General features: G+C 53.0%; 21 protein-coding genes and 5 pseudogenes. 14 read left to right on the top strand and 12 right to left on the bottom strand.

Annotation, left to right across the window (positions count from 1 at the left end; translation table 11 throughout):
• Positions 1-46 precede the first annotated feature (46 nt).
• The 3 genes and pseudogenes from DW088_RS06950 to DW088_RS06940 form a co-directional block, all read right to left on the bottom strand.
• Positions 47-454: pseudogene (locus DW088_RS06950) on the bottom strand (manganese catalase family protein); the annotation flags it as partial.
• Positions 454-711 carry a spore coat protein CotJB gene (locus DW088_RS06945; protein WP_117491587.1) on the bottom strand — a complete coding sequence of 86 codons (258 nt, stop codon included), beginning with the start codon at positions 709-711 and terminating at the stop codon, positions 454-456. The gene DW088_RS06945 and the pseudogene DW088_RS06950, both read right to left, overlap by 1 nt.
• Positions 708-887 (bottom strand): spore coat associated protein CotJA, encoded by a 180-nt coding sequence (locus tag DW088_RS06940; protein ID WP_118360178.1) that lies wholly within the window; start codon positions 885-887, stop codon positions 708-710. The genes DW088_RS06945 and DW088_RS06940 overlap by 4 nt, the downstream gene beginning before the upstream one ends.
• A 192-nt stretch (positions 888-1,079) precedes the next feature.
• On the opposite strand from DW088_RS06940, the gene DW088_RS06935 reads away from it, so the two are divergent.
• The 3 genes from DW088_RS06935 to DW088_RS06925 are packed head-to-tail and all read left to right on the top strand — an operon-like array spanning position 1,080 to position 2,632.
• On the top strand, positions 1,080-1,640 hold the full coding sequence (locus DW088_RS06935; protein ID WP_117491574.1) for a TIGR01440 family protein: 561 nt from the start codon (positions 1,080-1,082) through the stop codon (positions 1,638-1,640).
• Positions 1,641-1,647: 7 nt separating this feature from the next.
• On the top strand, positions 1,648-2,352 hold the full coding sequence (locus DW088_RS06930) for an HAD family hydrolase (RefSeq protein WP_118360177.1): 705 nt from the start codon (positions 1,648-1,650) through the stop codon (positions 2,350-2,352).
• 25 nt (positions 2,353-2,377) lie between these two features.
• A complete protein-coding gene (locus DW088_RS06925) occupies positions 2,378-2,632 on the top strand; it encodes a TIGR03905 family TSCPD domain-containing protein (protein ID WP_118360176.1) in 255 nt (84 codons plus the stop codon).
• 43 nt (positions 2,633-2,675) lie between these two features.
• On the opposite strand, the gene DW088_RS06920 is transcribed toward DW088_RS06925, so the two are convergent.
• From DW088_RS06920 to DW088_RS06900, 4 genes and pseudogenes are all read right to left on the bottom strand, one after another.
• On the bottom strand, positions 2,676-3,335 hold the full coding sequence (locus DW088_RS06920; protein ID WP_118360175.1) for a 4'-phosphopantetheinyl transferase family protein: 660 nt from the start codon (positions 3,333-3,335) through the stop codon (positions 2,676-2,678).
• Between the two features lie 230 nt (positions 3,336-3,565).
• A complete protein-coding gene (locus DW088_RS06910; RefSeq protein WP_118360173.1) occupies positions 3,566-3,967 on the bottom strand; it encodes a (deoxy)nucleoside triphosphate pyrophosphohydrolase in 402 nt (133 codons plus the stop codon).
• A gap of 12 nt (positions 3,968-3,979) precedes the next feature.
• The gene (locus DW088_RS06905) at positions 3,980-5,635 is read right to left on the bottom strand and encodes a DUF3427 domain-containing protein (protein ID WP_118360172.1); all 1,656 of its coding nucleotides are present in this window, start codon (positions 5,633-5,635) and stop codon (positions 3,980-3,982) included.
• A gap of 128 nt (positions 5,636-5,763) precedes the next feature.
• A pseudogene (locus DW088_RS06900) lies at positions 5,764-6,165 on the bottom strand (MobQ family relaxase); the annotation flags it as partial.
• A gap of 685 nt (positions 6,166-6,850) precedes the next feature.
• Between DW088_RS06900 and DW088_RS06890 the strand changes: the two are divergent.
• The 5 genes and pseudogenes from DW088_RS06890 to DW088_RS06875 all read left to right on the top strand — a co-directional run bounded on the left by DW088_RS06890 (position 6,851) and on the right by DW088_RS06875 (position 9,882).
• Positions 6,851-7,048 carry a helix-turn-helix domain-containing protein gene (locus tag DW088_RS06890; protein ID WP_207663032.1) on the top strand — a complete coding sequence of 66 codons (198 nt, stop codon included), beginning with the start codon at positions 6,851-6,853 and terminating at the stop codon, positions 7,046-7,048.
• Between the two features lie 175 nt (positions 7,049-7,223).
• Positions 7,224-7,448 (top strand): annotated as a pseudogene (locus DW088_RS16725) (transposase); the annotation flags it as partial.
• The gene (locus DW088_RS06885) at positions 7,443-8,015 is read left to right on the top strand and encodes an IS256 family transposase (protein ID WP_442861177.1); all 573 of its coding nucleotides are present in this window, start codon (positions 7,443-7,445) and stop codon (positions 8,013-8,015) included. The pseudogene DW088_RS16725 and the gene DW088_RS06885, both read left to right, overlap by 6 nt.
• A gap of 619 nt (positions 8,016-8,634) precedes the next feature.
• Positions 8,635-8,751: pseudogene (locus tag DW088_RS16250) on the top strand (glucosamine-6-phosphate deaminase); the annotation flags it as partial.
• Positions 8,752-8,856: 105 nt separating this feature from the next.
• Positions 8,857-9,882 (top strand): MATE family efflux transporter, encoded by a 1,026-nt coding sequence (locus tag DW088_RS06875; protein ID WP_118360168.1) that lies wholly within the window; start codon positions 8,857-8,859, stop codon positions 9,880-9,882.
• 253 nt (positions 9,883-10,135) lie between these two features.
• Here the strand turns inward: DW088_RS06875 and DW088_RS06870 are convergent, their stop codons facing one another.
• From DW088_RS06870 to DW088_RS06860, 3 genes are all read right to left on the bottom strand, one after another.
• Entirely contained in the window at positions 10,136-11,143 is a 1,008-nt protein-coding gene (locus tag DW088_RS06870; protein WP_118360167.1) for a Gfo/Idh/MocA family oxidoreductase, read from the bottom strand.
• A gap of 95 nt (positions 11,144-11,238) precedes the next feature.
• Positions 11,239-12,258 (bottom strand): Gfo/Idh/MocA family oxidoreductase, encoded by a 1,020-nt coding sequence (locus tag DW088_RS06865; RefSeq protein WP_118360166.1) that lies wholly within the window; start codon positions 12,256-12,258, stop codon positions 11,239-11,241.
• 117 nt (positions 12,259-12,375) lie between these two features.
• Complete coding sequence (locus tag DW088_RS06860) at positions 12,376-14,019, bottom strand: solute:sodium symporter family transporter (protein WP_118360165.1); 1,644 nt, start codon at positions 14,017-14,019, stop codon at positions 12,376-12,378.
• A 592-nt stretch (positions 14,020-14,611) separates the two neighbouring features.
• On the opposite strand from DW088_RS06860, the gene DW088_RS06855 reads away from it, so the two are divergent.
• Entirely contained in the window at positions 14,612-15,658 is a 1,047-nt protein-coding gene (locus tag DW088_RS06855; protein WP_330428043.1) for a LacI family DNA-binding transcriptional regulator, read from the top strand.
• 76 nt (positions 15,659-15,734) lie between these two features.
• Here the strand turns inward: DW088_RS06855 and DW088_RS06850 are convergent, their stop codons facing one another.
• The gene (locus DW088_RS06850; RefSeq protein WP_118360163.1) at positions 15,735-16,316 is read right to left on the bottom strand and encodes a hypothetical protein; all 582 of its coding nucleotides are present in this window, start codon (positions 16,314-16,316) and stop codon (positions 15,735-15,737) included.
• Between the two features lie 37 nt (positions 16,317-16,353).
• On the bottom strand, positions 16,354-17,223 hold the full coding sequence (locus DW088_RS06845; protein ID WP_158574626.1) for a recombinase family protein: 870 nt from the start codon (positions 17,221-17,223) through the stop codon (positions 16,354-16,356).
• A 10-nt stretch (positions 17,224-17,233) separates the two neighbouring features.
• Between DW088_RS06845 and DW088_RS06840 the strand changes: the two are divergent.
• The 5 genes and pseudogenes from DW088_RS06840 to DW088_RS06820 form a co-directional block, all read left to right on the top strand.
• Positions 17,234-17,524, top strand: a pseudogene (locus DW088_RS06840) (ABC transporter ATP-binding protein); the annotation flags it as partial.
• Between the two features lie 532 nt (positions 17,525-18,056).
• Positions 18,057-18,491, top strand: a complete 435-nt coding sequence (locus tag DW088_RS06835) for a sigma-70 family RNA polymerase sigma factor (protein ID WP_118360161.1) — start codon at positions 18,057-18,059, stop codon at positions 18,489-18,491.
• A 4-nt stretch (positions 18,492-18,495) separates the two neighbouring features.
• Positions 18,496-18,732, top strand: a complete 237-nt coding sequence (locus DW088_RS06830; protein WP_118360160.1) for a helix-turn-helix domain-containing protein — start codon at positions 18,496-18,498, stop codon at positions 18,730-18,732.
• Between the two features lie 525 nt (positions 18,733-19,257).
• Complete coding sequence (locus DW088_RS06825) at positions 19,258-19,464, top strand: helix-turn-helix domain-containing protein (protein WP_118360159.1); 207 nt, start codon at positions 19,258-19,260, stop codon at positions 19,462-19,464.
• Between the two features lie 20 nt (positions 19,465-19,484).
• Positions 19,485-20,879: a site-specific integrase gene (locus DW088_RS06820; RefSeq protein ID WP_199720418.1), complete on the top strand. Its 1,395-nt coding sequence runs from the start codon at positions 19,485-19,487 to the stop codon at positions 20,877-20,879.
• Positions 20,880-20,995 lie beyond the last annotated feature (116 nt).

The following is a 20,995-nucleotide window of genomic DNA, read 5'->3' as shown; positions in this document are numbered from 1 at the left end:
AAAATGGTGCGAAAAGCCTAAAGGATTGTTCTTGTAAAGGTGTAGCTTCCGCTGCCATATCCTCAAACAGATCAGTGATCGGGTCGCCTTTGGACTGGAACGTTGCGGCGCTCCACGGCACACCGGAGGCCGACTGCGGGTAAATGCCGGTCGTGTGATCGACAAAGTAGGCGTCAAAGCCGCCCTCCTTGATCTGCTCGGGCGTGAGATTGCGCGTCAGCTGGTACACGATGGCGGAGATCATCTCCATGTGGGCAAGTTCTTCCGTGCCGATGTCCGTCAAAATGCCCTTGCATTCCTTATACGGCATGGCATACCGCTGGTTGAGGTAGCGCATGGACGCACCCAGCTCGCCGTCCGGGCCGCCAAGCTGAGAGATAACAATTTTGGCGGTCTGCGGATTCGGATTCTTGATCTTTACCGGAAACTGCAATCGTTTATCGTATGACCACATCAGTCCTCAGCTCCTTCCCACGGCCACGGATCGTCGATCCACGTCCAATGTCCGCTGCAGGTATCCACCTCGCGGGCGGTCAGCGGACCGAATGCATCCTCGTACTCAGCGGCGGCCTTGTCAAACGCCGTGCGCATTTCGTTGTAGTATTTGAGCGCGGCAGCGTTGTCCGGATGGCCGTCGAGGTACTCGATCACCTCGACGAGCGCGAAATCGTACATGCGCACGCGCCCGAGCAGCTTCTCCTTGTCGGTCATTGCGGCACGGCCTCCTCTCCGAGAAACGGCTTGTCGAGTGCCGGAAAGATCGTGCCGCGCGAGAACGCCAGCACCGGATCATACGGCGTATCAAATTCCTGCGTCGGCACAAAGGCCATCGCAAGCGAAAGCAGACCGGCAGGAATACTCTCCTTGGTCTGTGGATTTTTGTTCATAAGATCACCCTGTAAATTGAAAATTGAGAATGGAGAATAGAAAATGAATGAAATGAAATATTGCCGGGCACCCCGCCTTGCAATATAACAAAGCTATAATGATTGCATTCTCCATTGTCATGCTATGCTCTGGGGTCTTAACAAGTTCTCAAACTTGTGTTATACTATATAAATAAAAAGGAGGCATGAAAAATGGAGCTTTCTGAAATCAGAGAACAAAGTGCGAAGGCGGCAGAGCAGGTTTGCGAGGCAGCCAAGCTGAAGATCGGCGACCTGTTTGTGGTCGGCTGCTCGTCAAGTGAGATCCTGGGCGAGAAGATCGGCACGCATTCCAGTGTAGAGGTAGCCGAAGCGGTATTCGAGGGCATTCACAGCGTACTGCATGAGCACGGCGTGGAGCTGGCGGCACAGTGCTGCGAGCACCTCAATCGTGCGCTGATCGTGGAGCGTGCTGTGGCAGAGCAGTTCGGTCTGGAGGAGGTCAACGTCGTTCCGCAGCCCAAGGCAGGCGGTTCGTTCGGCACGACCGCGTACAAGCGCTTTGATGATCCGGTGGCGGTTGAGTCGCTCAAGCAGAGCGCCTCTGCGGGCATGGACATCGGCGGAACGCTGATCGGCATGCACATCAAGCCGGTGGTCGTACCGCTGCGCATTGAGACCAAGAAGATCGGCGAAGCCGTTCTGCTGTGCGCACGCCGCCGTCCGAAGTTTGTAGGCGGCAGCCGCGCAGTCTATAACGAAAAACTTTTGTGAGGATTTTATGGGATTAAAAGCAGTTTTTTTCGATCTGGATGACACGTTATACACCAGCTTTCAGGCCGGGGACGCCTACGCCTACGAAAAGCTGGAGGAGTGGGCCATCAGCACGTTTGGAGACAAAGGCAAGGGGTTCGCGGACGCATTCCGCGTCAACCGCAAGCGTCTGGCACGGCAGCAGCCTGCCATGCCGCCCACGCATGACCGTGTGCTGTTTGCGCAGGGCGCACTCGAGCGCATGGGCCTGAACGCCGTTCGCTATTCGCGCGAGGCATTCCGCGTGTACTGGAATGCGGTGTTCGCTAAGATGACCTTGCGCCCGGGCGTGGATGAGTTTTTGGATGAGCTGCGTGCGGCGGGCGTTAAGGTGGCCATCTGCACCAACATGCTGGCGGATATCCAGATGGAAAAGCTGGAGTACCTCGGCATTGCCGACAAGGTGGACTGCCTTGTTACGAGTGAGGAAGCCGGTGTGGATAAGCCGGGTTCGGCGATCTTCTGGCTGGCGATGCACAAATGCCGCTGTCTGCCGGAGGAGACCGTCATGGTCGGCGACAACTTCACGCACGATATTCAGGGCGCGCTTGACGTCGGCATTGACGGCGTGTGGCTCAACTGGACGGACAAACCGAAACCGGTCGGTGAGCTGTCCTATACCGAGGTAAGCACATTTGAGCAGGCAGCGGCGCATATCCGCACCCTGCTCTGATAAGTTAGGGAGGACAAGGAAAGACATGCAGCATTTTGACTACAAGCCGCACGGCGTATGTCCGATGAACATCTCGTTTGATCTGGACGGCGATACCGTGCACAACGTATCCTTCAAGGGCGGCTGCAACGGCAACCTGCAGGCGATCAGCCGCGTGGTCGAGGGCATGACCGTGGAGCAGATTGAAGGCTACTTCAAGGGCATTTCGTGCAGCGGACGCGGCACAAGCTGCTCGGATCAGCTGGCAACAGCGGTTCGCAAGGCGAAAGAGTCTGAATAAACAGAAAGAACCGATACCTTATGGTATCGGTTCTTTTTGCGTTTTATGGGGTGGATAGATGCTGTAAAACAGTGAGAGCAGGTGCTTCGGAGTGTTCTTCCTGCACGCATACGCCGAGCTTGTAGGCGGGATCGGGAAAATCCGGCACAAAGAGGGAGCAGGGTGCGCCGACGGTGATTGCCGGCGGCTGACAGGCGATATCTACGCAGAACTGCCGCAGCAGCCGCAGACCGCGGCCGTCAGCCTTGACGTAGCTTTCCTTGAGCGCCCACAGTGTGTAAAACGCGTTTTCGCGCTCGGCAGGCGAGAGCGAGGACAGGTACTGCACCTCATCGGGGTGGAAGAAGCGGTCGGCAATATTGGGCTTGAAGGAGCGGCACTGCTGAATGTCTACGCCGACCGGGTGGTCGCTCACCGCACAGACCGCCCATGCGGCGGAATGCGACAGGCTGAAATGGACATCCGGCGCGGCGGTCAGATACGGCTTGCCGTTCTCGTTCGCGGCAATGTCGAGCGGGCGCGGCACGGACGGGAAACAGCGGCGCACCGCCTCGTCCAGCAGCAGGGAAGCGGTGAAGCTCTGCTGACGGGAGACGCCGTGCAGGCTGTCGATATACGTCAGCCGCGCGGCGGACAGGCGGGAACGAAGCGAAATGCTCATAATATCGGTGGCCGCTGCGGACAGGGCGAAAAGATGGGTCAAAGTAATGCTCCTCTTGCAACATTCATGTAATTTGCTGTCTGATTAACGAATAAATGCATCAGTTCGGTATTCATAATACCGGTTTGCGTCTGGTTTCTGTGTAAACCAATATACATCCAACCGGTTTTGCTGTCAACAAGTTTCGGCAAGACGATTATTTTTCGCATATCCGTTTTTTTGAATACCGGAAAGGCTTCGCAGATAATGGCTGCACCGCCGTGCATTACAGTTCAAGATGGCAGCAAAGCGAGCGCTTTCTCAATTTTATCAACCAGAGCTAAATCAGCCGGCAGCCAATCCACGCTTTTCAGCGTTTCCTTTGTCAGCCATCGCGCCTCGGCCGCCTCTAACAGTTCAAGATTACCGCGAATCAGCTGACACCAGAAGCAATCCATTGAAAGGTGAAAGGTCGGATAATCAAATTCAACGGTGTCAATCAATTCACCAACCGAAATCTCGGAGGCCAGTTCCTCCCGGATTTCTCTTTTTAAGGCCTCCTGCGGTGTTTCGCCGGACTCAATTTTTCCGCCGGGAAACTCCCATAGTCCCCTAAAGTCACCATAGCCGCGCATGGTGGCAAAGATTTTTTCGCCATCACGAATGACTGCGGCGACCACTCGGATTGTTTTCATAAAATACCTTCCTTATCCGACGACCAGCTTGTTCGTCTTGCGAAGATACTTCGCCGGAATCGGCTGGTCCAGATGCCATGTAATATTCATTGGCTTGCTGCCGGTGTGCTTCACATAGGCTGCCGTTCCAAGACAGGTATACGGTGCAGCGCCAATGCTGTCCTGCTTGAACTCCCGCACAAAGAGAACGACCTTGCTGCCGCGCTGCCGGTGGTTGATATAACGCTGACCGGTGCTTGCCGTATCGGAGGTCGTGCTTTGGCTTTGCCAATGGAACAGGCTTTCGTTGATCGAATAGTCGTTGTACATGGTAGTCGGGGAGTAGTCCTTGTCCGCCTTGTTGAGCGTGATAAAGAACACATCGACCTGCTTGTCCGGCAGCCATTTGACACCTTCCCGCACATTTTTCGGCACTGAAATAAATAGATGCTCCAGGCTGCTCGGCTTGAAGCTGCCCACAAAAAGCTCTCCGAAATTGGGGTCCTTTAATACAGCGCGGAAGGCACTTCGGCTCTGTTTCAGAATTTCCTCTCGATGAACGACAAACAGCAGACGGGGCTTCGAACCGGAAAAGGCTTTGCAGAACCGTCGGTAATCAAAGGCGGAGATTAAGGTTTTGCCGGTGCCGGTTGCCGCAACGACAAGATTGCGGTAATAGCCACGCACCTCGCGCTCTGCCTGCAGGCGATCCAAAATCTCCTGCTGGTATGGGTAGGGCTGAATATCGAAAACGAACTGCATCTCGCTTGTCGGATTGGCCTTTCCGTTTGTTGACAGTGCACGCTCCAGTCTTTCCCTGCACCCGTCCTCATAGACTTCAAAGCTGGCGGTGTTCCAATAACTATCGAAGGTTGCTTCCATCTTCTGAATGGTCGGCAGCATATCCTTGGTTGTCAGCTTAACATTCCATTCCAGTCCACTGGACATAGCCGGATTGGAGAGGTTGGAAGAACTGACATACGCCGTGGTAAAGCCGGTTTCACGATAGAACATATACGCCTTTGCATGAAGTCTGGTACGCTCGGTATCGTAAGATACACGGATTTCTGTGTTGGGGAGCTTGCGAAGCGCTTCCACCGCTTTCACGTCTGTTGCGCCCATGTATGTTGTCGTAATAACGCGGAGCCTGCCGCCGCGTTCCGCAAAATGCTGAAGGTCATCAATGATTAAACGAAGGCCGCTCCATTTGACAAACGAAACCAGCATATCAATGCGGTCTGCGGAGGCGATTTCTTTCTTCAGCTCGGAAAACATCTGCGGCTCATGAACTGCTCCGGTAAATAAGCTGCTTTGCGCAATCGATGTTTCGGGGCGGGGGAGGTCCTTTGCTTTTTTCTGGCCGATGCGCATCATAGGATCATCGCGGGACAGCAATGCGAATAACTGCTCGCCCTCATCGTCCACAGTAAAATCGCGCAGGTCATCCTGCGCTGTCTCCTGCGAAATCAGATCAACAATTTTGTTGACCAGATTTAACTGCGCAGAAATATCGTCACCGGCAATGCGGTCAAGACCTTTGTGAACGACTTCGGACAGGTACTGCGTTAAGACCGCGGAGGACTCGGCAGCATCGATTTTCTCGACGTGCTTGCTGCCTTCCGGAAGCTGACGCAGCTCATCTTTGATTTCGGTATTCACTACTTGCTCGTAAAGGCCTTGTTTAAGCATGAAAGCAGTCTCCTGTGCGATAGCGTAATTCGTAATAGGTGTTATTCCTTGAACTGTTTTGAGTAATTTCGACAATTTTATTGTACTCTAAACCGCAAGGAAAATCAATCCATTCATCAGCGTCCAACCTTCAAGCTCTCTGTGGCAGCACTGTGTTCGCTGACACGGTGTTCCAAATCTTCAAGGGAATAAATGCCGTTTGCCCGGAGATAATTGAAGGTATCGTTCAGCTCCTTTAGGTTGCTGATTTTGCCTTTCTGGGAATACGCCCTGGCTTTGCGCTGGGTGTAATAGGCGTTCAGCAGAGAAACAAGGTCGGGTGCCTGCGGCTTGGCAAGCTCTGCTTTCATATCCGCTATCCAGCCCATAAGCGAAGTGATTTTCTTCTTGATGTCTCGAATAACGGCGTTGGTGGCTTTGATTCAGCGGTTGAACTCGCCCTTTCCGGTGCGTATGCCTTTCTTCTCCATCGCCCGGACGGTTGCGCCCTCATGGACGGTGGAAAGTAAATCCACGCCTTGCTGACCGTAAAAATAATCAAAACTCACACGGCTTCACCACCTTCTTTCTACGGAAAACTTTCTGTTGTCAGCGGAATGCTGCGGAAAGCCATATCCGTCTTTTCGTCAGGACATCGGGCAAAATAGCAGAAGCGGCATTCTTGTTCATACGCATCCATATCAACGAAGCCCCACTTTACGCATAACCTTCTTCGTACACCAACCAATGCACGGGTGATCTCGCCCATACCGTTTTCTGCTAAACATTAGCTGGCGTTTTTGACTTATAACAACCGTTCGATTCTGGAGGGGTTGTCAAAAATCAAATTTTGGAGTAGAATTTTATCCCATACAGTGAAAGAACTTTTTCACAGCTTTTTATATAAGAAAAGCCGAAAACCCTTGAAAACAAAGGCTTTCGGCGTTGTTAGCTGGCGTCCCAGAGAGGATTTGAACCTCCGGCCCCATGCTTAGGAGTATGGCTTACCATGTGATACACGGTTCGGATGTAACTTCCAATATCATCCCTTACGCAGAATGACTTGTAGTAAACGAACTTTATGGTGCAAAACACCTATTCTGACGCAGTTTTATGTGTCCGTTGGGTGGTCCTATTAGCAAATTCTTAGCAAGAGGACACCCAGCCAAAGCCGATTGCTACTGCCATTCTTCACTCCCTTAGTCAAAATGACAAGGCAAATACATGGAGGTTACTATGGACAAGAAAGAGAAAAAGTCACTGCCGGAACCGCGCACATATACCGTGGAACAGATTGCAGCCATGCTCAACATCGGCCGCACAACCGCATATCAGCTCGTCAAGCAGGAGGAGTTCAGGATCGTCCGCATAGAAAATGCAATCCGCGTTTCAAAGAAATCTTTTGACGAGTGGCTGGAAAGTTTAGAACTGTGAATATCACAAGAAACGCCGTAGGCTCAAAAACCTATGGCGTTTCTATGTTACAAGCTTCGCTTTAGCTGATTGGATAAGGCAGAGTGTGTATAAGCGCCATTGGATTTTTCACAAGTTCTCCGACTCCATCCCAAACTTTGTGTAAACCTCCAACAAGGTGTAGAATAGAAGCAGGATGACGGAGGTAATCACAATGGCAAGAAGGAAAAGAACCCCAGAAGAAAACACACGTCGCGAAAAAATTCGTGAGCTGCTGCAGCTGGCGAATGTAGGCAGCAAGAACAAGGACACGGATAACAGCCGGAACGGGTACAGCAGCAAAACCCTGCGCACCAGTTTTAGCGATGTAGAGGTATCTGTGCCGCGGGATCGCAAGAGCGAATTCGAACCCAAGGTGCTGCGGAAAAATCAGACCAGCATCAGCCAGGACATCGAGGATATTTTTATCGCCTGCACGGACAATTTGACCGGTTTTTTTGCGGCGATCGAGGCGGTCTATCCCAAGACGGAAATCCAGAACTGCATCATCCATCAGCTTCGAAATTCCAGCAAATATGTCTCCTACAAGGATTTGAAGGCACTTATGGCTGACTTGAAAGCAGTCTACGCAGCGGTAGATGAACCGGCTGCTTTGGACGCGTTAGACACGTTCGCAGAACACTGGGACAAGAAATACCCCAAAATTTCTCAGTCGTGGAGGGATAACTGGGCAAATCTCAGTACCTATTTCAAGTTTCCTCAGGCACTTCGGCGGCTGATCTATACGAACAACACTATCGAAGGCTTCAACCGTCAGCTCAGGAAGGTAACCAAGTCGAAATCCGTGTTTCCGACCGATGACAGCCTTTTCAAAATGCTGTATCTGGCGATGATCGACATCACGAAAAAGCGGACCGGCCGCCGGCAGGACTGGAGCATGATTCATGCTCAGCTGGCAATCTACTTCGAGGATCGGATGCCCGATTAACAACCCGGCTCGAAGGTCAAGGGGCGCTACGCCGCCGGCGAGGCTCCAATGGACGAGGGTGTCCCTTGACTTCCGCCCATGTCGGCGTTATGTTGTAAACAAGGCGGGCGCAGCCAACGCCGCTCCCGCCTTGAAATATAAGTTCTATTTTACACCGCATTTTGGCGGTTACACAGAATTCGGGATAGTCCCTATTTTCCCGCGTTTTTGTTCTCGGTTTGTACTTCAAAAACCAATACAGTTCATCCATTTCCACGATCTTTGGTGTCTGTTTGGGCGCTGAATTCTCCTTGCAGCTGGCTTTTTTATCCAATTCATCACATTGAATTTGTTCATGTGCAGAATCTTTCCAACACTTCGTCCGCTGATCCCGCCATAGTACATCTTTAGTGCCAGTTTTCGGGTTTATTCCGGATACGTGTGCTGTTTAGGGTTTATTGTGTAGTATTTGCCGCACTCCTTACATTTGCAGCGTTGACTTCCTGACCCATTATATCCTGCTCGTACCTGATTTTTAGTTTTTCCACATACCGGGCATTTCTTCCATGCCTCTACTGTCATCTTTTTCATAGCTCTATTTTACCACTATATCTTTCATTTGGACACTCTTGCTGTTTGAGAATCCTGTTTCGGTCCGGTGACGCCCAAAGTGCCCGGATCGATCCTGCAGCTGCATAATGATGCGATCGTTATTGCAGATGAGGCAGCGCTCAGCCTGTGCGGTGACTTTATCTGATTTCTGATCATATCAGCGGCGGTATCACCGCCTCGAAACCCGAAGTGCAGTTTCGTCTCCTTCTGTGCTTTGGGTTTTGCTGATTTTTCGCAAGGGAGGTGCGGTATGGCTCGTGTTACCGATATGACACATGGCCGTCCGATACGGTTAATTCTGCTGTTTTCGCTGCCGCTGATGTTGAGCAGCGTGTTTCAGCAGCTATATACCATTGTGGATACGATTATCATCGGACGCGGTGTCGGCATGCAGGCATTGGCGTCCATTGGTGCGGCGGATTGGATCAACTGGCTGGTTTTGTGGGGACTGCAGGGCTTTACGCAGGGCTTTGCGATTCTCGCGGCACAGGAGTTCGGCGCGGGCGCATACGACCGGCTGCGCCGCGTGCTGGCTATGATCATTAAGCTGTCGTGCTGGTTCGGCATCGCAGTGACGATCATCAGCCTGCTGCTGGTAAGGCCGCTGCTCACACTGCTGCACACCGATCCTGCAGTGTTCGGTGGAGCACAGACATACTTATATGTGCAGTTCGGCGGCTCACTCATCATTATTGCATACAATATGGCGGCGGCCGTGCTGCGCTGTCTGGGCGACAGTAAAACGCCGCTGCTCGCGATCATCGCGGCAAGCTTTGCCAATATTGCACTCGACCTGCTGTTCGTGATGGGGTTTGGCTGGGGCATTTTCGGAGCCTCGTTCGCAACCGTACTGGCACAGCTGATTGCGTTTCTGTTGTGTCTGCGGTCATTGCGACGGCTGCCGTTCGTTCAGCTGGCCAAAGCCGACTGGAAAACCGACCCTGCGATTTTGCTGCACTTGTGCCGTCTTGGTATTCCGACTGGTCTGCAGATGAGCATGATCACACTGGGCGGCATGGTGCTGCAGTCCGTATTGAACGGCTTCGGCGTGGTGTTCGTAGCGAGCTATACGGCGGCAAATAAGCTGTATGGCATACTCGAAAGTGCATCGGTGGCGTTTGGCTATGCCATGACAGCCTACATGGGGCAGAACCGCGGTGCACGAAACGCGGCACGCATTGATGCAGGCATTCGGGCGGTGCTGGTACTTTCCATAGGATTTACTGCCGCCTGGTCTGGTATTATATCCGGGTTGGGAAGATCAAGCGGGATATGATGCAATAGCTTCTCGATCGAAACTGCACTTTTGATCGAAGCTCGATGAAAAGCCGCGCCCTGCGGGCGCGAAGGCTTTTCGACAAACCAAAAGACAGCGAGAGATGTCTTTTTTGTTTGCAGAGCGGGTGATCGGTCTGGTCAGCCCTGCTCCTTTACGGAACAGCGCAGGGAAAACGACAAAAGGATGCCCTGCGCACGCATTGCGATACGCAGGGCATGAAAAAATGGGAATAGATTCAGGCAGAAACCATTTAGTAGATGGACGGCTTTTCCATCAGCTCGATCGCTTCCGGCTTGCCGGTCTGGCGGGAGAGAATGAGTGCATCGCCGGTGACACAGGCAACGTAGCCATCCCATGCGGACGGACCGTCCGGTGCACCGTTCAGCAGAGCCTTGGCCCATGCACCGAACTCAATGTCATACGCTTCGATAAAACGCTGCGACCAGTCGGTCATGATCGGGAAGCTGCAGGCTGCGCCCGAGCGCTTGACCACAGCCGACGGATCGGGCAGGCTGACCGTGCCGTTCTCACCGACTACCTGACACTGGATATCATAGGCATATGCGCCGTCGGTCTGTACCTCTACATCGATGCGCTGTCCCGAACGGGTGGTCAGCATCATGATCTGCGGGTTGAGCCAGTCCCCCTGTGTGTTTTTGCTTTGACGGACTGCCAGCACCTGCGCCTCAGCGTATTCATCGTCCAGCAGCCAGCGGGAAATATCAATTTCGTGAATTGCAACACGCGTTACTGCGTAGTCGGTCGCAAAGCCGGGCGCCTGCGACATATTACGATGGCACGAGTGGATCATCAGCGGAGCGCCGATCTCTCCGGACTCGATCGCTTGCTTCATGGCAGCATAGCCGCGGTCATAACGGCGCATGAAGCCGACCTGCACCAGCCGTCTGCCGCCTGCAACCTCTGCGCGGATGATCTCCTCACATTCCTGTGCGGTCTGCGCCAGCGGCTTTTCGCAGAATACGAATTTGCCCGCCTTGATGCATTCGAGCACATAGCCCGCATGGGACGGGTCTGCGGATGTGACGAGCACAGCATCTACTTCGGGGAGTGCGATCAGTTCTTCGCCGGTGGCGCAGCAGGTGATGCCGTACTGCTCTGCAACCGCTTGCGCAGACGGCTGATAATAATCCGCAACGGCAACCACGCGCGTTTCGGGAATCGTGTTCATCAGGCGTGCGATATGCTGTCTGCCGATCGCACCGCAGCCGATGACACCGACTTTGATTTCTTTGCTCATGTCAGAGTCCTCCTTCCGGTCTCTTGGGAAACAGAATGAATGGCGGTACCGGGCGGACAGATGCGTTCTCTGCCCGCCCCGTGATGCAACGATGATTATTCGTTCACCAGCATTTCGCCGGTTTCAAAGGATTCCTTGCAGCGGTATGCCGCCTGAGAAACCTTGGTGCCGTCGTAAACGGTGACACCGGGCTTGCGGCCCTCGTTGATGCAGGATACGAACTCCTGGATCTCATTGATATAGGCCTGATGCCAGCGGCTGAGGAAGTCCGGATAGTACTCCTCGCGTGCGCCGGAGCCGTCTACAATCTGAAGCAGGTTCTTTGCGCCGACATTTGCAATGCGCAGCGTGCCGTGCGTGCCGATGATCTCGGTTTCTACGTTGCAGCCTGCACCGTGGGTGCGGTTGGTGAACATGAAGCCCATTGCGCCGTTGTCCAGCTGTACGGTTGCGCAGCAGTTATCTGCGTCGTTCAGCTCACGGTACAGGTCAAACTCGAATACGCCGCCGATCGCCCAGACGCGCTTGACCTCTGCGCCGGTAAACCAGCGGATCAGGTCGAGGTCATGCACGCACATATCCAGATACTGGCCGCCGGAGTGCGGTGCAAACTTGAGCGTACCCTCGATGGTGGTGCGGGGGTCCTGCGTGTAGGAGCGGACGAGAACGACCTTGCCGATGTCGCCTGCATCGATGCGGCGTTTGGCCTCTGCGTAGGAATCATCAAAGCGGCGCATGAAGCCGAGCATGAACACCTTGTCCGGATGGGCTTCCACAGCCTTTTCTGCCAACTTGCACTTTTCAACCGTCGTGTCGAGCGGCTTGTCGCAGAAGCAGTGCTTGCCTGCATCCAGTGCGAGCTTGATGTGCTCGGCATGGAACATGGAGGGCGAAACGACAACGATCGCATCCAGATCCGGGTTCTTGACCATCTCAGCTACGTCCGTGTAGGTGTAGGGAACGTTCAGCTCCTCGGCTACCTGTGCTACGCGCTCTGCGTCCGTGTCGCAGATGGCGGTCAGCTCTGCGCCGGTGACATAGTTTGCGATATTCTTTGCGTGCTCATAGCCCAGACGACCCAGACCGACCGAACCGATTTTTAAAGTTTTTGCCATGGTAACAGCATCCTTTCTTTGTTTACAGAAATTTCAGTATGTTTTTTGTTGGTGTTTTAGGTTGCCGCCTGTGCACCGCTGTGGAAAACAGTCAGCGGTGCGGGCGGCTCTATCTCATCACCCGGCAAGACCGAGAGGAGAGAACAGCAGGTAAACGCAGCACATCAGGCACAGTGCGCCGATGGCAGCAATCTTGCGGTATTTCCACGGTGTCAGATCGACAGCGCCGACATCCTGCATGACGTACGGCGTTGCACGCGGGCTGGTCTTGCCGATCAGCAGCATGACCGCAACATTCAGTACGAACAGTACCGCAAGAACGTACAGGTAGTGCACATTCTGGAGTGCAGGGATGAATTTGGAAATGGAGTACAGAACAACGTGCATCACGATCGATACCTTGGCGGCACGAGCGGGAACGTTTCTGGTGAACAGACCGACGATGACCGCCGCCAGAATCGGCACGTTGAAGAATCCGAAGCAGGACTGGAGGAAGTCATACAGACCGGAGGGAGCAAAGCTGACGACCGGTGCCACGCAGATCGAAACGATGGCAAGCACGGTGCCGAAGATTTTGCCGATGCGAACCAGCTGTGCGTCCGTTGCCTGCGGATTGAACAGCGGGCGGTGAATATCCAGCGTGTACAGCGTGACCGAAGAATTGAGCGCCGAGTTAAAGGACGACAGGATCGCACCGAACAGCACGGCTGCGAAGAAGCCGAGCAGCGGCTTGGGCAGGACGTTCAGGATGAGCGTCGGATAGGCAAGGTCGCCGTTCTGTGCCAGATTTGCGATGTGCTCCGCGGAGAAGAAGCCCTCGGTGTGGTCCATCGACATACGGTAGCAGATCAGGCCGCAGATGGTGATGAAGAACGGGCCGCAGCACTTAAGGAAGCCTGCAAAGATCGCACCGCGCTGTGCTTCACACAGGTTCTTTGCACCCAGCGTTCGCTGAATGATCGCCTGATTGGTACACCAGTAGAACATATTATTGACGACCATGCCGGTAAAGAGCACCGGCCATGGGATCATCGGCGCCATTGCGTTGGCCGGATTGATGGCGTTGAACTTTTCTGCCGGTACGACCGAGATCAGATCGCGCAAACCGGCGAGGAAGTGGTCATTGCCGAGCAGCAGCAGACCGAAGATCGGGATCATAAAGCCGCCGATGATCAGTCCGATGCCGTTGATGGTATCCGATACCGCAACCGCCTTCAGGCCGCCGAAGATGGCGTAGCAGGCGCCGACGATACCGATGGCAACAGCTGTGATGATAACACCCTGCATCTGCGATACACCCATGCGCTTATCGACCTCGAAGATCTGGTTGAATACCAGTGCGCCCGAATACAGAACGGTCGGCAGATAGGTGAGCAGGTAGCCGAGCAGGAACATGATGGAAACGATACGCTTGGTTGTGCTGTCGTAGCGGTTTTCGAGGAATTCCGGTACGGTAGTCAGTCCCATCTTGAGATAGCGCGGCAGGAATACCAGCGCCAGAATGACAAGTGCTGCTGCTGAGGTGACTTCCCAGGCGATCGGTCCCATGTTGGTTGAAAAGCTCTGGCCGGTCTGACCGATCAGCTGCTCGGTGGAAAGGTTGGTCAGCATCAGGGAGCCGGCGATTACCGGTCCGGTCAGGCTTCGGCCTGCAAGGAAATAACCGTCCTGTGTACTCAGGTCATCGTCGCGCGTGCGCCACCATGCAATGACAGCGACGAGCGCAGTGAATGCAATGAAGGTTACAGCAGTAAAAAGCATATGTTGATCTCTCCTTCTTTCTCTACAATTTTACGCTTTATTATTTTGTGCTTACTCTTTTCGCCGCCTCGCAGTCTTTCTCAAGAAAATTTTACAGGGGCTTGCGACTGCGTATTTGTTTGGGGTCCTCCTTTCCGCTCCGGCGACAGATAGCTTTTTAATATTAGAAATACAAAAATAATGGGGATTTACGATATGATTTTTCTGCTTACAAACACATTTTATCATATTATTTTTCAATGTCAAGCAAGATGATTCTTGTGAAAAATGGCGAGTTTTCATACGAAATAACTCCGATTAAGGGCGCGATTCAGCGAAAGAACGGTAAAAAGTAAACTTTTATGCAAATAATTGAGATTTAATATTAAAAAACTTTGGCTAATTCGTACATTTTCCTAATATTTTAATATAAGATTTACTGATACATAATATGATAAAAGCGCAATAGTAATCGGTAGCTGCGCAGAAATCCGGTCGCATTACCGATAAACAACACGCGGGAACCGCAGATCCGTATCCACGGCGGCAGGATCTGTCTGCGGTTTGGATGCCCCTTGACATCAGCGGCACAATACTTTAATATGAAAGTGACCTGATAACGGTTTTACTTTTTCAAACAAATGGGGAATGCGTCATAGCAAAGGTTACACTCAAACAAATCGCGGAGCGGGCAGGGGTTTCCATCAATACCGTATCGCTGGCACTGCGGGATATGCCAAACGTCAATCATGATACGCGCGCAAGGATTTGCGGCATTGCGGCAGAGCTGGGGTATTATGCGCATAAAAGTCACCGCACACCGTCCCAAAAGCTGGGGCTGATCTCGACCGGCGCACATCTGAAGGATTCCTACTTCTATATGGCGTTCCAGAAGCTGTTTCTGGGGATGGCGTATGAGCACGGCTATCAAATGATGGTTTTTGATAACGAATACTGGGATCGCGATCCACAGGCACTGCGTCGGTGGCTGACGGAAAGCGAGATCAGCGGTGTTTTGATCCTCGGTGACATGGAAGAAACGCTGGCGGCTAATATCGTATCGTGCGGGCTGCCGGTCGTAGCGGTGGGAACACGCTATCATAGCTTGCGTGTGTGCACCTATATTGAGGACAACACAGAGGCGGCCTATCAGGCGGTGCAGCATTTGTATACCTGCGGCTGCCGCAAAATGGGTTTTATCGGTGATCCGATGTATTCCACGGCATTCGGAGAACGGTATGACGGCTTCTGCAGCGCCTTGCGGCGGTTCGGTCTGCCGTGTGATCCGCAGCACCTGCTGCTGACACCCAGAGCGGATGACGCGGATATTCCGCGGACGATTGACCGTGCACTGGATCAGGTGGACGAGTTGCCGGATGCGTTCTTCTGTGCGAACGACTATCTGGGCGTCGGTGCGGCAAAGGCGCTGTTCCTGCGCGGGGTTTCGGTGCCCGGCGAGGTTTCGCTGGTTGGCGTGGATAATAATCCCCTTGGAAAAATAGCACTGCCGTCCCTGACTTCGATTGATGTGCACTGCCGTCAGCAGGCAGAGCTGAGCATCCGCAAGCTGATTTCGTTTGTCTGCGGAGAGGAATACGATCCGCTGCGCTTTCTGGTTCCCACCGAGCTGGTGCAGGGGGATTCGGTGAAGCAGGCGTAATCAACGCAAAAACGACAGACAGGAGCGCTGTTTTCTTTGGAAAACAGCGCTTTTTTCATAGGATTCAATCCAGATGTCACCGTACACAGTACGTCACCTCATACCCGCCCTGATGACCGGAGCGCGGACGCGGAAAGGTCATTTTCAGCGGTGCATCCGAGGCTTGTGATGCGGCGGGAAGCACCGGATCCGTGCAGGACTCTCGGCCGGCGGTGAGGAAAACATCCAGAGAAATACAGGTCTTGTTCTCGTCTGCATCCACAACGATGCGGTTCACCAGTGCCTTGGACATTTCACGCGAAAAGCCGCAGTTCGCCTGCCACTGTTCCTCGATCGTGCGGCGCAGATTTTCCACACGCCGGATGCGTTCCGCAAGGGTTTGCTCTGCGTTCTGCAGGGAGCTGCGCCGCTCCTCGAGTGCGGCAAGCTGCTCGTTGCAGGCTTCGTTGCGCTGCTTGAACTCCTCATTTGAGAGCGCTCCCGCAAGCACCAGATCGAGCAGCTTGTCCTTGCGGCGGGTGACCGTTTCGATTTCCTGCTCGACTTGAGCAAGGGCAGGCGCGTTGTCCTGCCGGGCGGCAAAGGCGCGCAGATTGTCGATGTACTCCTGCACGGCGGCTGAGCGCTCGTCCGTTATCTGCTCGAACACACGCTCCAAAATGCGGTCCAGCTCGTGGCTGTAAACCGTAGGAGAGTTACAGCCGCCGGTTGGCCTGCTCCCACAGCGCCTCCGACACGATGGCGGGGATGCGGTCATCCTCGTGTACGAGCCACTTGTCCTCACTCAGGCGGTAGCTGCGCTTGTCACGGTAATCACGGGAGGCGTACCGCCGTCCGGCATAGCAGCCCTTGTATTTCGGGTTGCGGATCATGCCGTACAGGGTGGAATAATGGAACGGACGGCCCTGCCGTCCGCGTATGCCGCGGCGGTCCAGGTCGTTGGCGATCGCCCGCAGACCGAGTTCTCCGGCGGTGTAGCGCTCGAATACCTCACGGACGATGGCTGCTTCCGGCTCAATGATTTCCAGCCGTCCATCGGTCTTGTTGTAGCCGAACAGGTTGTTCTGTCCGAGCAGAACGCTGTTCTTCTGCGCCCGCTTGAATCCGAAGCGTGTGCGTTCGGACAGCTTACGCACCTCATCCTGTGCGATCGAGGACATGATGGTGAGCCGCAGTTCGGCGTCCTTGTCGAAGGTGTTGATGTTGTCGTTCTGGAAGTACACGCCCACGCCGAACCGCAGCAGCTCGCGCGTGTAGCGCAGACTGTCAAGCGTGTTTCGGGCGAAACGGCTGATCTCCTTGGTGATAATGAGATCAAACGTTCCGCGTTTGGCATCCTCGATCATTTTGAGGAACTGCTCGCGCCCCTCGACCGACGTGCCGCTGATGCCCTCATCGACATAGCCGCCGGTGAACCTCCAGTGCGGATTTTCGGCAATGCAGTCCTCAAAATAGCGTTTCTGGTTGCTCAGACTGTTGATCTGCTTGTCTTTGTCGGTCGAAACGCGGGCATAATATGCCACGGCAAGGTCGGTGTCGAAAATGCTGCGGCCCTGCGCCTGCATTTCGTCCAGTCGGCGAATTTCAATAGCCCGCGCTAATAGCCCCATCCTGCTTTTGGATGAAGCAACAGCATCTCTTGACATTGAAAATGAGCTTGCCGTAAAGCAGGCCATCGCCAATCTGTTAAAAGAGAAAAAGACAGTGGTAATGATTGCTCATACCCTTTCCATTGTCAAAAATGCAGACCAAATCCTTGTAATGGGTGATGGTGGGATTGCTGAATCGGGAACCCATGAAGAATTGCTTGCGAAAGGCGGAAAATATGCTGCTATGTGGAACGCAGAGCAAAAAATATCAGCTTGATAGAAGCTAAAGAAGAATAATTGCATAGCGCATGAACCTGCCCCGACTACGGGGAAAGAAAAAAACGCTGGCTGGGGCAGGTGATTTTGCGCGCTCATTTTAAGTTATTACCCTAACGGTGGTTTTGAGAAATCAGAGCCGGCGTTTCTTTGCGTCTACACAAACCAATGACGACTTGCAGGGACGCGGTAGCCGATTGGAGGTTATTTTGCCGTGTCCTTTTCTCTTTTTCGCAGTATCCATGATCTGCACCAGTTAAAAAAAGCGTAGCCCCTCCCTCGGAGCCATCCGGCTTTGAAGATGAACTATACCATGTAAGTAATCTTCTTTATAAAACATTTCTGCGTCCAGCAGGTCCGTTGCGACTTGCTGGGCGCTTTTTGCTGTTTTCCGAGGACAAGCCCGCCTCGAAAAAAATTTTTAAGAAATTTTCAAAAAGGAAGCTTTTAGCGGGTAGCGAGCGGCTTTGCGTTCGCCTTGTTAGCGGAAAGGGAGAAACCCACCTCATTCCCCCAGGAAAGGGGGTGAAAAGATGGATATGATCCCCCGCAATAACTATGGCGAGCGGTGCCAGTTCGATGCTTACTGCAAGCTGGTACTGTACCATGAGGCAATCGACTACCTTCGGGAAATGCAGAGGCGCCGTGACAGGGAACTGTCATTCAGCGACCTTCCGCAAATGGAGATGGACAAGCTCTGCGTTGTAGATCATTACCCCAGTGACAGATTTACATTCTCGTCCCACGGGTATGACCTACATATCGAAAACGAGCTTGTGGCTGATGCCTTCGCCGGCTTGTCTGTTCAGGAGCAGAGTATTTTGATCCTGCATTTTGTTCTGGACCTGCCGGATCAGGAAGTTGGCCGCCTTGTTGGAATGTCTCGCAGCGCCGTTCAGCGGCGAAGGGCAAAATCATTGACCGAGCTGTGGATCAAGTTGGCCGCACTCATGCCGAAGGGAGGTTGAAGGTATGAAGAAACCCACTTACAAGGGCAAGGAGCTTCTTCCTCTTTCGGTGATTGACGCCGCCCGTGACGGGGATTCTCAGGCTGTGGATCAGGTACTCCGGTATTATGAGGGCTATATCAATAAGCTCTGCACCCGGACGCTCTACGATTCTGACGGCCAGTCCCATGTCCGGGTGGACGAGTACATGAAGCGCCGATGGGAGATCAAGCTCATTCATTCCATTGTCAGCATGAGCTGACAAGCCCGGTCTGAAAGCGAAAACAGTTTACCCTTTCCCTGTTTCTCTCTTTCGTGGCCGGAGGCAGCACCTTGACAAAGAAAGCCCGTTGGGAGGCCAACGCCGCAGTATAAGGCAAACGGATACATTCCTGTTTGTGCCGAGCCATACGGTCGGTGCGCCATGACCTTGTTTCAAGTCCGCAGGACGGGACCACTGTAACGGGCGAGCGAACAGCACCAGACCGCAAAGCAAGCGTGGCAGCTTGCAGGCGATGACACACGGGCAGGGTCAAAGATACTCGCGCATTGAACGCCCACAAAGCATTGTGCGCCGCACCCATCAGCATGGGCTGGGGTTAGACTCCCGTGGAGCTGTGCCAGCAGCCGTCCGTAAGCCTACTTTTCCTTTTTGAAAGTTTATATAGATCGTAAACTTTTCAATTAGCAGCGGACAAACACGGAGCAGCACGGTAAAATGATGGTGGAAGTTATATTATCCACACATATTCGTGCTGTTCCTTTTCATAACTGAAAGGGGGTTCTCATGTCTCAAATATGGAACGGCACGAAGAAAGAAACCCCTGAAAGAAGGACATATACGGTTGACGATATTGCTCAGATTCTGGGCATTGGACGGAGTTCCGCATATCTCCTCGTTAAAGAGGGGCATTTTAGAATCGTGCGAATTGGTAACGCTATACGAATTTCCAAGCGGTCATTTGACGAGTGGCTTGACTTCCTCGACCTGTGATTGAAGAAAGGAAGAACGATATGGCATCTATAATCAAGCGAAAGAAAAACTATTCCGTTGTTTACAACTATGTGGACGAAAACGGAGAAACCAAACAAAAGTGGGAAACCTGGCATACCCACAAAGAGGCCTTGAAGCGCAAGGCAGAAATCGAAAATCAGCAGCACACGGGAACTTTTCTCCCGCCAAGCAATCAGACGATCACCGAGTTCCTTTATGACTTCGTATCTCTTTACGGAGAAAAGAAATGGGGCGTGTCTATGTATGACAGCCAAACGGCGCTGATTGCGAACTATATCAATCCGATCATCGGTGATATGGAGGTACAGGCGGTTACGCCCCGTGCGGTTGACGGTTATATCCAGACCTTGCAGAAAACCAAGTCGGTGTCTACCAAGACCCGAAAGGCCGTTACCACCTATGTCAGCGACAAGACCATTGAAAAGATCATCAAGCTGATGCGGTGTGCGTTCAAGCAGGCGGTACGATGGGAAATCATTGCAAGAAATCCCTTTGACAATGTGATCCTCCCGAAAACGGAGTATGCGAAACGAGATATCTGGACAGCAGATATGATTCGTCTTGCTCTGGACAAATGCACGGACAGCAAGTTCTATGTGGCAATGAACCTTTCCTTTGCCTGCTCTCTGCGTATGGGTGAAATCCTGGGGTTGACCTGGGAGAACGTCCATATTTCCGATGAAGATATTGCGGCGGATAACGCCTATGTCTACATCGACAAGGAGCTGACACGGGCTTCCAAACGGGCGATTGAAACACTGGGTGAGAAGGATATCTATTACATCTTCACTCCGCTCATGCCGAACACCAGCACAAGAATTGTTCTGAAAAAGCCGAAAACCGATTCCAGTATCCGTAAGGTGTGGCTGCCAAAAACGCTGGCTTACATCCTGCGGGAATGGAAGAAGTCCCAGGACGAACTGAAAGGCTTCCTGGGCGACGAGTATCAGGATTTCGATCTGGTCGTGGCACTTCCCAATGGACGGCCCTGCGAGGATCGTATCATCCTCAAAGAGTTTGCAAAACTCCGTGAGGACGCAGGGCTGCCGAAGGTGGTCTTTCATTCTCTCCGTCATTCCAGTACCACCTACAAGCTGAAGCTGAACCACGGCGACCTGAAGGCCACCCAGGGCGATACAGGCCATGCCGAGATCGACATGATAACCAGTATCTATGCTCACATTCTGGACGAGGATAGAAAGGTCAATGCTCAGAAATTCGAGACAGCCTTCTATGCCAAGCCTGATCTTCGCAATGTCCGTCCGCCGGAGGAACCGGCAAAATCGGAGCCTGCGACCTTGGACCTTGAAAGCCTTGTGGAGCAGCTTCAGAAGTCGCCGGAGCTGGCAAGTGCGCTCGCAGCCCTGATAGCAGCGCAAGCCCCGGCAAAGTGATCCGAAAAATCGAATTAGCAAAACGCAGAATTTTCTTAGCAAATTTCTGAAAAGCGTTCGAGTCCAATTAGCAAATATACATCATGCGGCGTATAAGAATCTCCCGGTAACGGAAG

This window comes from Butyricicoccus sp. AM05-1, from assembly GCF_003474415.1.
GTDB lineage: Bacteria > Bacillota > Clostridia > Oscillospirales > Butyricicoccaceae > Agathobaculum > Agathobaculum butyriciproducens.
The sequence above is the reverse complement of the archived record's forward strand: the minus strand, read 5'-3'. Positions and strand labels throughout refer to the sequence as shown.

Bases quoted from the DNA above. Each gene is read 5' to 3' on its own strand.
- DW088_RS06945 (WP_117491587.1), bottom strand. From the start codon at position 711: ATGACCGACAAGGAGAAGCTGCTCGGGCGCGTGCGCATGTACGATTTC.
- DW088_RS06940 (WP_118360178.1), bottom strand. From the start codon at position 887: ATGAACAAAAATCCACAGACCAAGGAGAGTATTCCTGCCGGTCTGCTT.
- DW088_RS06935 (WP_117491574.1), top strand. From the start codon at position 1,080: ATGGAGCTTTCTGAAATCAGAGAACAAAGTGCGAAGGCGGCAGAGCAG.
- DW088_RS06930 (WP_118360177.1), top strand. From the start codon at position 1,648: ATGGGATTAAAAGCAGTTTTTTTCGATCTGGATGACACGTTATACACC.
- DW088_RS06925 (WP_118360176.1), top strand. From the start codon at position 2,378: ATGCAGCATTTTGACTACAAGCCGCACGGCGTATGTCCGATGAACATC.
- DW088_RS06910 (WP_118360173.1), bottom strand. From the start codon at position 3,967: ATGAAAACAATCCGAGTGGTCGCCGCAGTCATTCGTGATGGCGAAAAA.
- DW088_RS06905 (WP_118360172.1), bottom strand. From the start codon at position 5,635: ATGCTTAAACAAGGCCTTTACGAGCAAGTAGTGAATACCGAAATCAAA.
- DW088_RS06890 (WP_207663032.1), top strand. From the start codon at position 6,851: ATGGACAAGAAAGAGAAAAAGTCACTGCCGGAACCGCGCACATATACC.
- DW088_RS06875 (WP_118360168.1), top strand. From the start codon at position 8,857: ATGGCTCGTGTTACCGATATGACACATGGCCGTCCGATACGGTTAATT.
- DW088_RS06870 (WP_118360167.1), bottom strand. From the start codon at position 11,143: ATGAGCAAAGAAATCAAAGTCGGTGTCATCGGCTGCGGTGCGATCGGC.
- DW088_RS06865 (WP_118360166.1), bottom strand. From the start codon at position 12,258: ATGGCAAAAACTTTAAAAATCGGTTCGGTCGGTCTGGGTCGTCTGGGC.
- DW088_RS06860 (WP_118360165.1), bottom strand. From the start codon at position 14,019: ATGCTTTTTACTGCTGTAACCTTCATTGCATTCACTGCGCTCGTCGCT.
- DW088_RS06845 (WP_158574626.1), bottom strand. From the start codon at position 17,223: ATGCAGGCGCAGGGCCGCAGCATTTTCGACACCGACCTTGCCGTGGCA.
- DW088_RS06835 (WP_118360161.1), top strand. From the start codon at position 18,057: ATGGATATGATCCCCCGCAATAACTATGGCGAGCGGTGCCAGTTCGAT.
- DW088_RS06830 (WP_118360160.1), top strand. From the start codon at position 18,496: ATGAAGAAACCCACTTACAAGGGCAAGGAGCTTCTTCCTCTTTCGGTG.
- DW088_RS06825 (WP_118360159.1), top strand. From the start codon at position 19,258: ATGTCTCAAATATGGAACGGCACGAAGAAAGAAACCCCTGAAAGAAGG.
- DW088_RS06820 (WP_199720418.1), top strand. From the start codon at position 19,485: ATGGCATCTATAATCAAGCGAAAGAAAAACTATTCCGTTGTTTACAAC.